The 13248-nt window shown below is 69.6% G+C and carries 13 protein-coding genes; 8 read left to right on the forward strand and 5 right to left on the reverse strand.

Features of this window, described 5'->3' with window-relative positions; all coding sequences use genetic code 11:
* Positions 1–453 precede the first annotated feature (453 nt).
* On the reverse strand, positions 454–930 hold the full coding sequence (locus J2744_RS10495) for a hypothetical protein (RefSeq protein ID WP_210113310.1): 477 nt from the start codon (positions 928–930) through the stop codon (positions 454–456).
* Positions 931–1032: 102 nt separating this feature from the next.
* A complete protein-coding gene (locus tag J2744_RS10500) occupies positions 1033–1440 on the reverse strand; it encodes a hypothetical protein (RefSeq protein ID WP_210113311.1) in 408 nt (135 codons plus the stop codon).
* A gap of 607 nt (positions 1441–2047) precedes the next feature.
* Here J2744_RS10500 and psmA point away from each other — a divergent pair.
* The 4 genes from psmA to J2744_RS10520 all read left to right on the forward strand — a co-directional run bounded on the left by psmA (position 2048) and on the right by J2744_RS10520 (position 4887).
* Entirely contained in the window at positions 2048–2899 is an 852-nt protein-coding gene (gene psmA, locus J2744_RS10505) for an archaeal proteasome endopeptidase complex subunit alpha (protein ID WP_210113312.1), read from the forward strand.
* Between the two features lie 119 nt (positions 2900–3018).
* On the forward strand, positions 3019–3417 hold the full coding sequence (locus J2744_RS10510; RefSeq protein ID WP_210113313.1) for a helix-turn-helix domain-containing protein: 399 nt from the start codon (positions 3019–3021) through the stop codon (positions 3415–3417).
* Positions 3418–3583: 166 nt separating this feature from the next.
* Positions 3584–3841: a DUF7542 family protein gene (locus J2744_RS10515; protein ID WP_210113314.1), complete on the forward strand. Its 258-nt coding sequence runs from the start codon at positions 3584–3586 to the stop codon at positions 3839–3841.
* A gap of 116 nt (positions 3842–3957) precedes the next feature.
* Positions 3958–4887, forward strand: a complete 930-nt coding sequence (locus tag J2744_RS10520) for an acetamidase/formamidase family protein (protein ID WP_210113315.1) — start codon at positions 3958–3960, stop codon at positions 4885–4887.
* A 53-nt stretch (positions 4888–4940) separates the two neighbouring features.
* Here the strand turns inward: J2744_RS10520 and J2744_RS10525 are convergent, their stop codons facing one another.
* Positions 4941–6995 carry an ATP-binding protein gene (locus J2744_RS10525; protein WP_210113316.1) on the reverse strand — a complete coding sequence of 685 codons (2055 nt, stop codon included), beginning with the start codon at positions 6993–6995 and terminating at the stop codon, positions 4941–4943.
* Positions 6996–7212: 217 nt separating this feature from the next.
* Here J2744_RS10525 and J2744_RS10530 point away from each other — a divergent pair, with 217 nt between their 5' ends.
* Positions 7213–7593, forward strand: a complete 381-nt coding sequence (locus J2744_RS10530; protein ID WP_210113317.1) for a DUF5518 domain-containing protein — start codon at positions 7213–7215, stop codon at positions 7591–7593.
* Between the two features lie 413 nt (positions 7594–8006).
* On the opposite strand, the gene J2744_RS10535 is transcribed toward J2744_RS10530, so the two are convergent.
* Together J2744_RS10535 and J2744_RS10540 are read right to left on the reverse strand one after the other, a co-directional pair.
* Positions 8007–9671: a tryptophan--tRNA ligase gene (locus J2744_RS10535; RefSeq protein WP_210113318.1), complete on the reverse strand. Its 1665-nt coding sequence runs from the start codon at positions 9669–9671 to the stop codon at positions 8007–8009.
* A 93-nt stretch (positions 9672–9764) separates the two neighbouring features.
* Entirely contained in the window at positions 9765–10562 is a 798-nt protein-coding gene (locus J2744_RS10540) for a TOBE domain-containing protein (protein WP_210113319.1), read from the reverse strand.
* Between the two features lie 104 nt (positions 10563–10666).
* Between J2744_RS10540 and J2744_RS10545 the strand changes: the two genes are divergently transcribed.
* The 3 genes from J2744_RS10545 to J2744_RS10555 are packed head-to-tail and all read left to right on the forward strand — an operon-like array spanning position 10667 to position 13180.
* On the forward strand, positions 10667–11653 hold the full coding sequence (locus tag J2744_RS10545) for a substrate-binding domain-containing protein (protein WP_210113320.1): 987 nt from the start codon (positions 10667–10669) through the stop codon (positions 11651–11653).
* 35 nt (positions 11654–11688) lie between these two features.
* A complete protein-coding gene (locus J2744_RS10550) occupies positions 11689–12405 on the forward strand; it encodes an ABC transporter permease (RefSeq protein ID WP_210113441.1) in 717 nt (238 codons plus the stop codon).
* Between the two features lie 22 nt (positions 12406–12427).
* Positions 12428–13180, forward strand: coding sequence for an amino acid ABC transporter ATP-binding protein (locus tag J2744_RS10555; protein ID WP_210113321.1), 753 nt, complete (start codon positions 12428–12430; stop codon positions 13178–13180).
* The last annotated feature ends 68 nt before the right edge of the window (positions 13181–13248 follow it).

Genomic DNA, 13248 nt, shown 5'->3' on the forward strand with positions numbered 1-13248 from the left:
GCGGCGGGCGTGGGGCCCCAGTTTTTTTTAATAAAGGCGGGGGGGGGGGGGGGGGGGGGCCCCCCCCCCCCCCCGGGGGGGGGGCGCCCCCGGGGGGGGGGGGGGGGGGCCCCCGCCGCCCCCCGCCACGAGGCTGGGGAGGCGTGAGGTGCGGTGCGGGGTGGGACTCAAAGGGGCAGTCGCGAGGCGGGCACAGGCGAAGCAAGCACCGGAGCGAGGAAGCGAACGGAGTGAGCGACCGAGCGAGGAGCGTGGTTCGAGAGAGCGGAGCTCTCTCGTCATCCCGAAAATCTCCGATTTTCGGGCGACAGCGAGCGTGCGCCCGCCTCGCGACTGGGGCTTTGGCGGTGTTCGCCGTCGATCCGTTGTCAGTTATTTATAAGCGAGCGACTGGGGATTTGGCGGTGTTCGGCACCGATCCGCAGTCAACAATTTATAAACGAGAGACCACGCTTATCGAGACTCGCTCGTTCGCGTCGAAAGTCGACGAATGGCCACTCCGACCGCGTACCCGCCCACCCCGATCAGGACCGCGAACAGCAGTCCGAATCGGACGCCGGATTCGAGCCCGCCGATCAACTCGGCGCGCGCAGATTCGTAGCCGTAGCCCAACATCCGCGGGTGATTGTACCGCGTCGACCCCGCCCAGCTACCGGTGAGATAGCCGACGAGCGGCGGGAACGCGAACCACCAGCACCCGACGAGCCACAGCGAACCGACCGTCGGGACGAGACCCGCACTCGCGAATCCCGCGGCGACTGCGATCCCGAGCGTCACCGCGATCCAGCCGAGGGAGAGCCCGACATCCAGCCCGAGCACGAATCCGAGGGAGGCGAGCAGGAGGAGCGCGATCACCGCCAGCGCGAGCAGCCCCCTCGCGGGGGAGTCGCCGACGACGTGCGGGGTGGAACGCAAAGCTTGGAGGACCATTACCGTCAACTGAACCGCCGCGCGGAAAAGCCGTTTGGGGGATTCAGGAGCTGCTTGGCCTCCACAAGAAGGGTCTCCGGAGCAAGTCGACGGGAGCGACGCTCATCGCTCGTCGTCGTCGTACACCCACGCTCCGACGACCTCCTCGTCATCGTCCCGGCGCCACCGGATCGTGACGATGTCCGGGAACCGGATCGGAAATTGTACCGCTTCTCCGTTGATCGCGTCGCTCGATCCGAGGTCGTCGTCCAACTCCGCCCACGCGACGGTGTCGGACTCGCCCGCCTCGTAATCGGTGCTGACGTTAGTGACGAACACGTCTTCCGCGCGGAGTTGCTCCGTCCCGCCGGTGTGTTCGATGGTCAGTCGGTTCGGCGCGTCGTCCGCGCCCTGGTAGTCGAACGCGAAGCAGGCGAACTCCTCGCAATCCGTCAGTTCGCGGTACCCGAGGGCGCCGAATCCGACCGCGCCCGCGCCGAGGAGTATGACGGCTCGCCGCTTGGGGGACATAGCCTGCCTCACGGAACGGCGACAATTAGGCGTTCGGGCGTTCGGATCTGTCGTTGTTGGCGGTTGCTTATAAATTGTTGCTGGCGGATCGGCGACGAACCGCTCCGAAGCCCCAGCCGCGAGGCCCGCCCCGCACGGCACAGCACCTCACGCCTCCCCAGCCTCGGCGGACGGCCCGGCGCGGGCGGAGCCGCGCCGGACCGCCGCCTCCCTCGCGGTCGGCTCGCACCCTGCGGGCGCTCGCCGGCGCGCCGTTCGGATTTTAAATAGTACGGGTCGAACACGAGCGCGGCGTCGACCGCGGGGCGCCGCGAGGGCGAGACCGCCGAGAGCGTCAGCGCGGCCAGCGCGGGGCCGTGGTTCGTGTGCGCGTCGATGGTAGGCCATCCACGCGACCCGGGTGAATGTTTCCGTCGACGACGGAATCAGAGGCCGTGTCGGCGGTTGACGACGGACCCGACAGAAATCGCTTTCGACGAGCGACACGGCGCCGGCGTTCGCGGTTTCGGCGGGGACCGAGGCGTACCGGTTACGGATGCTTTTTCAACGGCCCGACGTAAGGGACGGTAATGAGTGAACGCGACACCGCGCGAGCGGGTGATCGGCGATGATGGGCGGCAACGACCAGCAGGCGTACGACCGCGGGACGTCGCTGTTCTCGCCGGACGGGCGCATCTATCAGGTCGAGTACGCCCGCGAGGCGGTCTCGCGCGGCGCGCCGAGCGTCGGCGTTCGGACGACGGACGGCGTCGTCTTCGTCGCGATGTCCCGCCCCTCCTCGTCGCTGATGGAGGCCGAGAGCATCGAGAAGCTCCACAAGCTCGACGATCACCTCGGCACCGCGAGCGCGGGCCACGTCGCCGACGCCCGCCAGCTGATCGACCTCGCGCGCCGCCAGTCGCAGGGGAACCGCCTCCGCTACGGCGAGCCGGTCGGCGTCGAGACGCTGACGAAGTTCGTCACCGACCACATCCAGGAGAACACCCAGCGCGGCGGCACCCGACCGTACGGCGCCGCCCTCCTCATCGGCGGCATCGACAACGGCGAGCCGCGCCTGTTCGCCGCCGACCCCTCGGGCACGCCCAACGAGTGGAAGGCGACCGTCATCGGCGGCGGTCGACAGGAAATTCAGGGCCACCTCGAAGAGGAGTGGCACGACGACCTCTCGCTGGAGGACGGCATCGAGCTCGCGGTCGCGGCGCTGGCCGCCCACGACGACGAGTTCGAGGCCTCGGACCTCGCGGTCGCGACCGTGACAGAGGCGGACGGTTTCCGGACGGTTCCGGTCGAGGAGGTTGAGGCCGCGTTCGAGGCCGCCGGCCTGAGCACGGACGGCGAGGATGACGCGGACGACGACGAGTCCGAGGCCGACGACGCGGACGACGACGAGTCCGAGGCCGACGACGCGGACGACGACGAGTCCGAGGCCGACGACGCGGACGGCGACGACGCCGAGTAACGGCCAGCCCCGGAGGCGTCCGGACCCCGGCCGACGGCCGTCCGACCCGTTCCGTGTGCGTGATTGTACGTCGTACACACAACACTTTTAGCGGCGGAAACCCTCGTTTACGGCGTAAAATGCCCGATTCGATGTCCGAACAGCTCCAACGGGACATGGAGTGCGAGGGGTTACTCGAGTGTTTCCACGGCCTGAAACAGTTGGACAAGGACTGTTATCAGGCGCTCGTGTCGGCCGAGGAGGCGCTCACGATCGACGAGGTCGCCGAGCGCGTCGACCGCGAGCGCTCCACCGCCTATCGCGCGGTTCAGCGCCTCCTCAAGGCCGGCTTCATCCAGAAAGAACAGATAAACTACGAGCAGGGCGGCTACTACCACGTGTACAGGCCGACGGACCCGTCGCAGATCGCCGACGACATGCAGCGGATGCTCAACGACTGGTACGCGAAGATGGGCCAACTCATCGGCGAGTTCGAGGAGAAGTACGACCGGCCCGAGCGCGCCGCCGCGGAGAGCTGACGCGAACGACACGCGGTGTTACGTCGGTTCCCTCGCCGGCACCCGTCGATCACGACGAGCAGTACTGTACGGGGACGGCTATACTACGTCTGCGCCCGCGCGCCAAAGCGACCGAGCGCGGCACGGGGATCGGTGGCGTTAGGCCCTTGGAGTCCGCACGATCGGTATGGCAACGAGCGTCAGCGTTCGCTGTGACGACTGTTCGTACGAGGAGGCGTTCGACTCCCTCCGGCGAGCGCGGACGGCGCTGAACGAGCACGAGCGCGCGACCGGCCACGCGGTCGAGTGGGAGATCGGTTCGCTGGCCGGCGGCGTCGAGCGCGCCGGCGACGACGCGGGCGTGTGCGGCCGGGCGGCGTGTGCGAACCCCGACTCGCCGCTTCTCAACCACGACGCCGCACGCGACGTCGACTCGGACGACTGACAGCGCGGTCGACGCCGCTCACCGCGGGGAGATCCGCGACGAGCGTCGGCGGTGCGGCGGGTCCCCGCGTCGTCCGCGGTGGTGGTTTTTGTCTCCGCCGTTCGGAGCGTGAGTCGATGCCACGAGAAGTCGTCTCACACCGCGACGGCCACGTGTACGAGTTCGGTCCGGAGATGGAGCCGGTCTACGAGGCCGCCGACAGCGAGTCGCTGACGATCGAGACGGTCGACAGCCTGAACGGCGAGATCCAGGAAGACGACGACCTGCTCGACGCGATCCCCGAGGAGGTCAACGCCGCGACCGGCCCGATCGCGGTGGTGGGGGCGAGTCCGGGCGACGTCCTCGCCGTCGAGATCGCGGACGTGCGCGTCGCCGAGGACCGCGGCCGCGTGCTCACCGCACCCGGGTTCGGTCTCCTTCGGGACGATACGGAGATCGACCACCCCGCGACGCGGATCACCGAGGTCGACGGCGGGGACGGTGTCAGCAGCGAACCGGGGACGATCGACTTCGAGGGGATCGACGTGCCCATCGAACCCGTTATCGGGACGATCGGGGTCGCCACGGGCGGCGAGACGGTCTCGACGCTCACGCCCGACGACCACGGCGGGAACCTCGACACGACCGACGTGACCGGCGGGACGACCGTCTACTTCCCCGTCTTTCAGGAGGGCGCGATGCTGGCGATGGGCGACGCGAAGGCTGCGATGGCCGACGGCGAGATGTGCGGGACCGGCGCCGAGATCGCGGTCGAGATCGACGCGACGCTCTCCGTGGTCGAGGATCCGGCCGTCTCGCTGGACCGCCCCGTCGTCGACACCGGTGACGCGGTGAAGACGCTCGCGAGCGCGGAGACGCTGGAGGACGCGGTCGCGCTGGCGAACGGCGACATGCTGGACCTGCTGGCGCACCACCACGACTTCTCGCGCACCGAGGCGTACCTCTTTTCGAGCCTCGTCGGCGGGCTGGAGGTCAGTCAGGTGGTCGACCCGCAGGTGACGGCGCGGAACGCGGTGCCGAGCGAGTACCTCTCGCTGCCGTTCTGATCCGCGGACGCCGGGGATCCCGACGACGAACCGGTCGCGTTGGCGTTCGGACGTCAGCGCTCCGACCGCTCGGCGAACCGACGCGCGGCGTCGCTCAAGCCGGAGTCGGTCGCCGTGTCGGTCTCGGCGGCATCGGTCTCGGCGGCACCGGTCTCGTCAGCTTCGATGGCGGTTTCCGACGCGGTCCGCTCGCGGTCCGAGTCGGGAGCGTCGCCCTCGGCAACCGCGTCGCCGGCCCCGACGAACGACGACCCGTCTCCGCCGCCCTCGTCGGCGGAAGCGGTGATGCCCGCCTCACCCGAGTCGGTGACCTCGGAGGGGTCGGCGTCCGGCGGGTAGCTCAGCTCGGCGGGCGGGACGAAGGCGGTTTCGACGGCGCGGACGATCTCGTCGATCTGCTCGTCCTCTAACCGGTCGGCGTACGCCTCGCGGACGAGATCCGGGACCGCGTAGGCGTAGTGCCCGCGGCCGGCGTGGCGGATGAGTCCCGCCCGACGGATCGGTCGGTGGCGGCTGTAGGCGTGCCCGGAGTCGCCGTCGCCGCCGGCGTCGATGTGGGCCGCGACGGGGTCGCTCGCGCCCTCGCGGCGGTAGTGGCGGAGCATCCCGCGAGAGAGCTCCGGGAGCGCCTCGATCCGCGAGCGGAGCTCCTCGATCACCGCCTCCCGGGTACCGAGTTCGATCGCGTCGTCGAACCGGAGCGCGCTCTCGGCCACGTCGTCGCGGGTGACGGGGTCGACGTCGTCCGGTGGGCCTGCCTCGTCCTCGGCCGCGGGGTCGACGGCCGGGGAGTCGGCAGATGCGGTTTCGGGGTCGCCGTGGCTGGCGTCCGAGGGCGTTTCCTCGTCGGCCGCCGCGGAGGCCGCGTCGACCTCGGCGCCGCCGTCGGCGGCCGAGGGGTCAGGTCCACTCTCGCTCTCCTCGGTCGCGGCGACAGCCTCGTCGTACGACTTGAGGACGGACTGGTCGTCGTTGCGCCCGTCCTCGCCGGCGCCGGCGCTCTCGAGTCGCTCTGCGCCGGCCGGCGGTCGCCCGCCGCCGCCCCGGTAGGGGGCCTCCGCTTTGCCGAGGAGCGCCTGCGCGAACTGGTCGGCCATGTTGCTCAGGTCGCGGGCCTCCTCCAGCTCGCGTTCAAGGTCGGCGATCCGCTGGTCCTTCTTGTCGAGTTCCTGTTTGAGGTCGGCGAGTTCGGACTCGCGGCGCTCCTGCTCGTCGGAGATGGACTGGAGTTCGCCGACGAGGTCGCTGGAGACCGACTTCAGTTCCGGGCGCTCGAAGTCGTCGAGTCCGGGGGTCGCGCCCGCGTCGAACGTCTGCTTGCGGTGGAACTGGATCCGGCGGATCGACTCGTCCCAGTCGGACATCAGGAACGCCTCGCCGTCGCCGAGGTCCTCGACCGCGCTCGCGTACTTCGACCCGAGAATCCGGCCGACGACCTTCGTGTCGTTGTCCCAGGTGAGCCGGTGCCAGCAGAGCCAGTCGCACTGGGTGATGAAGTCCTTCTTCACGTCGGCGGGGCGCTGGCTGATCCCGACGATGCCGAGACCGTGCTTCCGGCCGCGCTTGCCCACCTTGATCAGCATCTTGCCCGTCTCGTCCATCCCGCCGCCCTCGGGGATGTACTCGTGGCACTCCTCGATGACGAGCAGGAAGGGTTTCTTCATGCGCTTCTCCTTCGCGAACAGCTGCTTGACGACCGCCAAGAGCAGCTCGTTGGCGGTGTCCTCCTCGAGGTAGCCGGAGACGTCGAGGATGATCGGGACGTTCTGCTCCAAGGCGAGGTTCGCGAGCTTCTCGGCGTGTTCGGGGGAGACGACGATGTCGCACTCGTCGTCGGCGCCGGCGTGGAGGATCTCGTACTCCTCCTTCAAGCCGTAATACTCGCCGTCCGTGTCGACGATGAGAACCGGGAAGCCGCTGTCGAGCAGGTTCTCGATGACGACGGACGCGGTGTTGCTCTTGCCGGACCCACTTTTCCCGGTGATAAAGGACCGGCCGGTGAGCACGTCGACGACCGGGAGTTCGACCGGGGAGCCGGGTTCCGCCGTCGCGTCGCCGCCGATCCCCTCGCTGACGTCCGCGACGTGGATCGTCTCCTCCTCGCTCATACCCGAGAGAGGTGGCGCCCGCCTCATAAACCATCGCCTCGCACCTCGTCGGTCGCCGTCGGCTGCGGGCGGTCCACGGGCGGTCCGCGAGCCGCGGGCAGTCCGCGGGCGGGCGGTCCGCGGGCGGGTGGACCGCGGGCAGTCCGCGGGTGGACCACGAGCGAGTCGCGTTCCGGCGTCCGCAAGACGTATGCCGTTACCAGGAGTCGGACCACCCATGGGCACCGAAGACACCCTCCTCAACGCGGTCATCGGCGCGGTCGCGTCGGTTCTGCTCTCCTTTACCGGCATCTCCCCGCTCCTCGGCGGCGCGGTCGCCGGCTACCTGAACAGCGACGGCACCGCCGACGGCGGCGACGGACTCCGCGTCGGCGCCCTCTCCGGGTTCATCGCGTCGATCCCGATCGTCGGGCTGCTGTTGCTCCTGCTGGTCGTTCTCCCGTTTTTGGGGTTCTTCGCGTTCCCGATCGAGATCGGGCTCGCGGTCGGGGGGATCTTCGTACTCGGGGCGATCGCCGTGTTGGGCGGCGTCGCCTACACCGTCGTGTTGAGCGCGCTCGGCGGCCTGCTCGGCGTGTACCTGAAAGAAGAGCTGTAGGGCGGTCGTCGCTGGTACTGGTTTATTTTCGTGGCGGCGACGAACACCTCCGAAGCCCCAGTCGCTCGGCGATACGCAGTAACCTATGAATCGACGACGAACACCTCCAAAGCCCCAGCCGCGAGGACGGCGCAGGTGACGCAAGCACTGGAGGGAGTGAGCGAAGCGAACGACCGAAGCGCGCAGCGAGCGTGCGCCGTCCTCGCGACTGCCCCTTTGAGTCCCACCTCGCACCGCTCCGCACAGCACCTCACACCTCCCCAGCCTCGTCAGTCGCCCTCGCTCCGCTTCGGGCGACTGACTCCCTCGCGCGTGCGACTCGCAGCCTGACGGCTGCTCATCGGCACGCGCCACCGCAGGTCTATTTAAACGGGAGCGTACGAGAATCGACTCGCGACTTCAATAGAGCCGCCTCAGTGTTCGCCGCCCGTGCCGCGCCGGTTGGAGTCGAGGTCGATGTCGAGGTCGTCGAGCAGCTCCTCGGCCTCCTCGCGCTTCTCCTGGTGGTCTTCGAGGAACTCGCGCATGAGTTCGGCCGCCTGCTCCTTACAGCCGCCACAGAGGCGCTCGCCGTTGACGCACTCGGAGTAGACAGTCTTCGTCAGCTCGTCGTCGTCGCCCGCGAGCAGGTAGGCGTACAGCTCGTAGACGGGGCACTCGTCCGGCTCGCCGCCGAGTTCGCGCTGCTTCTCCGCGGTGTCGCGGCCGCCCGTGGTCGCCGCCTTCACCTTGTCGTAGCCGTCCGCGGGGTCGTCGAGCAGCGAGATGTGGCTCGCCGGAATCGACGAGGACATCTTCCCGCCGGTGAGTCCGGTCATGAACCGGTGGTAGATCGAGGAGGGCTGCCGGAACCCGAACCCGTCGTGGTCTATTTCGACCTCGCGGGCGACCGACTCGGCCTCGTCGCGAGTGAGGTCGAACGCGTCGACGTGGCCCTCGAACACGCGCTTCTCGCCGTCGACAGCCTCGATCAGCGCCTCGAACGCCTCGTCGGTCGCGTTCCGGTCGAAGAAGCGGACGCGGGGGCGGAGCGGCTCCTTCCCGCCGGCGCGGAGCTTGTCGAGGGCGCTCGACTTCGCGGCCGCGAGGTCGACGCTCTCGCGGTCGCTCTCGGGCGGCTCGTAGTCGGCGAGCCAGTCGGCGGCGTCCTCGCAGCGAACGTCGCTTTCTGAATCCACGTCATCCGGTGCGAGCGCGTCGTAGGCGGCCCGCACCAGCTGTCGCTCGTCGTCGTCCAGCTCGAAGGAGGCGAACGCCTCGGTCACCTTGAAGTAGCGCACGCGGGTCGCCAGATCGCGGGTGAGCCGGACGTGCGGGTCCTGGTCCGGCCCGACCGGGATGACGGTGGGCTTCGGCTCGTCGACGAGCTGCGGGTAGAGGATGTCCGCGGTCTGGGTGACGACGCTTTGCATGTGCGAGACGTTCGTCTCGCCGTCGAAGCCGTAGATCGCCTCGAACTCCGAGAAGTTCGCCTTCGAGCCGAGTTCGAAGCCGAGGTCTTGGACCTCTCGGTTGTCCGACTGGCGGTACAGCTCGCCCGCCTCGGCGTCGAAGCCGAGCGCGAGGAGGCTCAGGAGGTAGTTGCGCGCGTGCTCGTCGATCTCGTCCCACGACATCCCTCTGGCGGAGTGGGCTTCGAGGTCGGCGATGAGGCCGAACGCGTCGCCGCCCATCTCCTGGTGCCAGATGATCTCGTCGAACACGAGCTTGTGGCCGATATGCGGGTCGCCGGTGGGCATGAACCCGGAGAGCGCCGCGAACGGCTCGTCGTTCGCCATCGCCTCGGCGACCGCGTCGTACTCGCGGTGCCCGAAGATGACGCCCCGGCGCATCAGGTAGTGCGGGTCCGGCACGTCGTCGTCGACCTCGTCGAACGCCTCGATACCGAACTCCTCGAAGAGGTCCGCGTAGTCCCCGACCGACGCCGACCCCCACGGGTCGAGCGCGACGTCCTCGGTCGGCTCGTCCGCGCGCTCGGTCCCGCCGTCGGTCCGGGGGGGCGTCGACGGCCCGCGGGCGGGGTCGGACTCGCGCCCGTCGCCGTCCGGCGTCGCCCCCTCGGGGGTGTCCTCGTCCATACCACCTCTCCCGTCGGTCGACGCAAAAACCGTTCGCTTGCGCGGGAGCGCTTGCCACGGGCGACGGTCCGACACGACCCCGCGAGGTCGGCGTCACTCCGCGTGCGGCACCAGCCGCGTCGCGGTCGCCTTCCACCGGATCGACACCGGATCGCCGGGTGCGAGACCGAGCCGCTCGATGCTCTCGGCCGTGATCAGCGCGGCGACTTCGGCGGCGGCGTCGCCCGGCGCGCTCCCGTCGGTCGCTTCGACCGCGATTCGGACCGTCGACACAGTCTCGCCGGGGTCGATCCCCGAGACGCGTCCGGCGAGGCGGTTCCGAGCGCTCGTCGCGTCGGGGTCGACCACGTTGGCCGCGTCGTTGACGGTGACGGCGTCGGCCCCGATCCGGACCTGGACCGCGTCGCCGACGGCGAGGTCGCTGCCCCCGCCGCTCTCGTCGCCTCCGTCATCGCTGCCGGTCCCGCCGTGAAGTCCGGAAACCTCGCCGACCGCGGTGTCGACGACCGCGAGTTCGCCGTCGATGGCGGTCACGGCGCCGTCGAGGACCGTCTCCGGGACCGTCGCGGTCGCCGCGAGGACGGCCTGGAGTCGGTCGTATCGGCCGAGGATGCCGCGGCCCGAGGCGGTGAGCCGACTCCCGCCGCCGCCCTCGCCGCCCCGCCGCCGCTCGACGAGCGTCCCGTAGGCCTCCTCCAGCGCATCGATCCGCGAGAGGGCGCGAGCGCGCGAGCGACCGAGTTCCGAGGCCGCGCCCGCGACCGACCCCGCCGCGTCGACCGCGCGCAGCAGCGCCGCGTCGCGGCCGTCGAACTCGACGCCGTCCTCGATGAGCGCGGCGCGCCCGCGACCCGCGGCCGCGTCCGGACCGCGCTGGGCCGAGTCTTCCATGCCCGGGAGATGCGTCCGGGCCGTGTTGGCGTTTTCGACCGGAAGCGCACAGCGGCTTGCCGCGGCGCGCAACTTATATGTGGCACCGACCCACCGTTGTATCTATGACGATACAACGGAGGCGGTTCGTGGCGGCGCTGGGCGCTGGAGCGATCGCGAGCGCAGCCGGCTGTTCGTCGACGAGCGACAGCGGCGACGGAGGCGGGGGTAACGGAACTGCCGGCAACGGGACCGACGACGACGGAACCGAGGGTAGCGAGGCCGTCGGCGTCGCCGGCGAGACGCTGACGCTGACGACGACGACGAGCACGTACGACACGGGACTGCTCGACGAAATCCACACCGACTTCGAAGAGATGTACGGCGTCACGGTCGACGCCGTCGCGCAGGGGACGGGCGCCGCGCTGGAGACCGCCCGCAACGGCGACTCGGACATCGTGATGGTCCACGCCCGCGGGCTCGAAGACGAGTTCCTGCGCAACGGGTACGGCGTCAACCGCCGCGACCTGATGTTCAACGACTTCGTGATCGTCGGTCCCGAGAGCGACCCGGCGGGAATTCAGGGGATGTCCTCGGCGACCGACGCGCTGACGACCATCGCCGAGGCGCAGGCGGGGTTCGTCTCGCGCGGCGACAACTCCGGCACGCACACGAAGGAGCTGAACCTCTGGGAGGCGGCCGGCACGGATCCGGGCGGCGACTGGTACCAGGAGACCGGCACCGGGATGGGCGAGGCGCTGAACATCGCCAACCAGCAGGGGGCGTACACGCTCTCGGACCGCGGGACCTTCATCTCGCAGCGCTCGGAGATCGATCTCACGATCCTCGTTCAGGGACCGATCGAGGACGGGCCGGAGATCCTCGCGAACCCCTACGGCGTCATGGCGGTGAACCCGGGCGTCCACGAGAACGCCAACTACGACCTCGCGATGGCGTACATCGGCTGGATCACCAGCCCCGGCGTCCAGGAGTCCATCTCGGAGTACCAGGTGAACGGCGAGCAGCTGTTCTTCCCGGAGGCGGTCTCGGAGGACCCGAACTTCCAGCAGTACGTTCCGGAGGGGTGGAGTAGCGACGACTCGGACGCGTAGCCGTGCCGCTCGAACCCACCGCACAGCTCGCGCCGGTGCTGTTCGAACCGACCGCACAGTTGGTCCCGGCGCTGCTCGACGTCTCGTTCAGGGAGGGGTACGTCGGGAGCATCGTCTTCGTCTCGCTGTACGTGAGCCTCACCGCAGTGGCGCTGAGCACGCTCGTCAGCGTCCCGGCCGCCGTCGCGATCGGGCTGGCGGAGTTCCCCGGCAAGGGGTTCGTGAAGTCGGTTGTCAACACCGGGATGGGGTTCCCGAGCGTGGTCGTCGGGCTGGTCGTGCTGTTCGCGGTCTCCAATCAGGGACCGCTCGGCTCGCTGGAGCTCATCTTCACCCGGGAGGCGATGATCATGTCGCAGTTCGTCCTCGCGACGCCGCCGATCACGGCGATCAGCCTCGCGGCCGTGAGCGGCGTCGACGACGGGGTCCGCGACGCCGCCCGCGTCCTCGGGGGCACGCGCGTCGACGTGGCGCTCGTCGTCCTCAAGGAGGCCCGATACGGGATCGCGACCGCGGTGCTGGCCGGGTTCGGCCGCGCGGTGAGCGAGGTCGGCTCCGTGCTCATCGTCGGCGGGAACATCACGAGCGCGGACGGCATCTCGAAGACGCGCACGCTGACGACGGCCATCCAGCTCGAAGCCCGACAGGGGCAGTACGAGACGGCGATGGTCCTCGGCGCGGTGCTGGTCGCGCTCGTGTTGACCGTCAACGCCGTCGTCGTCCGCTTCGGCGACCGCGGGGTGACCGCCTGATGCGCCGGGAGGTGACGGCCTGATGCTCCGCGCGAGGAACGCCTCGCAGTCGTACGGCGACGAGACCGTGTTCCGCGACCTCTCGATCGGCGTCGACGCGGGGGAGGTCGTCGCGATAATCGGTCCCTCCGGCGTCGGCAAGACGACGCTGCTCCGGATGCTGGCGCTGTCCGTGGAGCCGGACGAGGGGACCGTGACGCTCGACGGGACCGACGCGTGGGCGGTCGACGAGGCCGAGCGGCTCGCGCTGCGCCGCCGCGTCGGGATGGTGTTCCAAGAGGCGAGCCTCTTCGGCGGGTCCGTCGCGAGCAACGTCGAGTACGGGCTTCGGGTCCGGCGCTCGTGGAGCGAGCGGATCGCGTCGGTCCTCCGACTGAACGGCGCTCCGGACGCCGTTCGGGAGGCGCTCGACGTCGTGGGGCTGACCGAGAAGACGAGCCAGCCCGCCGACTCGCTGTCGGGCGGCGAGGCCCAGCGCGTGTCGTTCGCCCGCGCGCTGGCGTACGAGCCCGACGCCCTGCTCCTCGACGAACCGACCTCTGACCTGGACCCGCGGAACACCGCCGTCATCGAAGACGCGGTCGACGAGGCGAAAAAGCGCGGAATCGGCGTCGCGCTCGCCACCCACGACATGCATCAGGCCGAGCGGGTCGCGGACCGCGTCGCGGTGTTACTCGACGACGGGATCACGGAGATGGGACCGACCGAGGAGATCTTCGAGGACCCCGAAAACGAGCGCACCCGGAAGTTCATCTCGGGCGAGCTGGTGTACTGACGCAGATTGGGGAAGAGAAGCCACCGATCCGAATCGGGCGATCTGAGACAGGTGATCGACGATTTTGC

Source organism: Halorubrum trapanicum, assembly GCF_017873555.1.
GTDB classification, from domain to species: domain Archaea; phylum Halobacteriota; class Halobacteria; order Halobacteriales; family Haloferacaceae; genus Halorubrum; species Halorubrum trapanicum.

What these genes read in the sequence shown, in the direction of transcription:
- J2744_RS10495 (WP_210113310.1), bottom strand. Translation starts at nt 930, where the DNA reads ATGGTCCTCCAAGCTTTGCGTTCCACCCCGCACGTCGTCGGCGACTCC.
- J2744_RS10500 (WP_210113311.1), bottom strand. Translation starts at nt 1,440, where the DNA reads ATGTCCCCCAAGCGGCGAGCCGTCATACTCCTCGGCGCGGGCGCGGTC.
- psmA (WP_210113312.1), top strand. Translation starts at nt 2,048, where the DNA reads ATGATGGGCGGCAACGACCAGCAGGCGTACGACCGCGGGACGTCGCTG.
- J2744_RS10510 (WP_210113313.1), top strand. Translation starts at nt 3,019, where the DNA reads ATGCCCGATTCGATGTCCGAACAGCTCCAACGGGACATGGAGTGCGAG.
- J2744_RS10515 (WP_210113314.1), top strand. Translation starts at nt 3,584, where the DNA reads ATGGCAACGAGCGTCAGCGTTCGCTGTGACGACTGTTCGTACGAGGAG.
- J2744_RS10520 (WP_210113315.1), top strand. Translation starts at nt 3,958, where the DNA reads ATGCCACGAGAAGTCGTCTCACACCGCGACGGCCACGTGTACGAGTTC.
- J2744_RS10525 (WP_210113316.1), bottom strand. Translation starts at nt 6,995, where the DNA reads ATGAGCGAGGAGGAGACGATCCACGTCGCGGACGTCAGCGAGGGGATC.
- J2744_RS10530 (WP_210113317.1), top strand. Translation starts at nt 7,213, where the DNA reads ATGGGCACCGAAGACACCCTCCTCAACGCGGTCATCGGCGCGGTCGCG.
- J2744_RS10535 (WP_210113318.1), bottom strand. Translation starts at nt 9,671, where the DNA reads ATGGACGAGGACACCCCCGAGGGGGCGACGCCGGACGGCGACGGGCGC.
- J2744_RS10540 (WP_210113319.1), bottom strand. Translation starts at nt 10,562, where the DNA reads ATGGAAGACTCGGCCCAGCGCGGTCCGGACGCGGCCGCGGGTCGCGGG.
- J2744_RS10545 (WP_210113320.1), top strand. Translation starts at nt 10,667, where the DNA reads ATGACGATACAACGGAGGCGGTTCGTGGCGGCGCTGGGCGCTGGAGCG.
- J2744_RS10555 (WP_210113321.1), top strand. Translation starts at nt 12,428, where the DNA reads ATGCTCCGCGCGAGGAACGCCTCGCAGTCGTACGGCGACGAGACCGTG.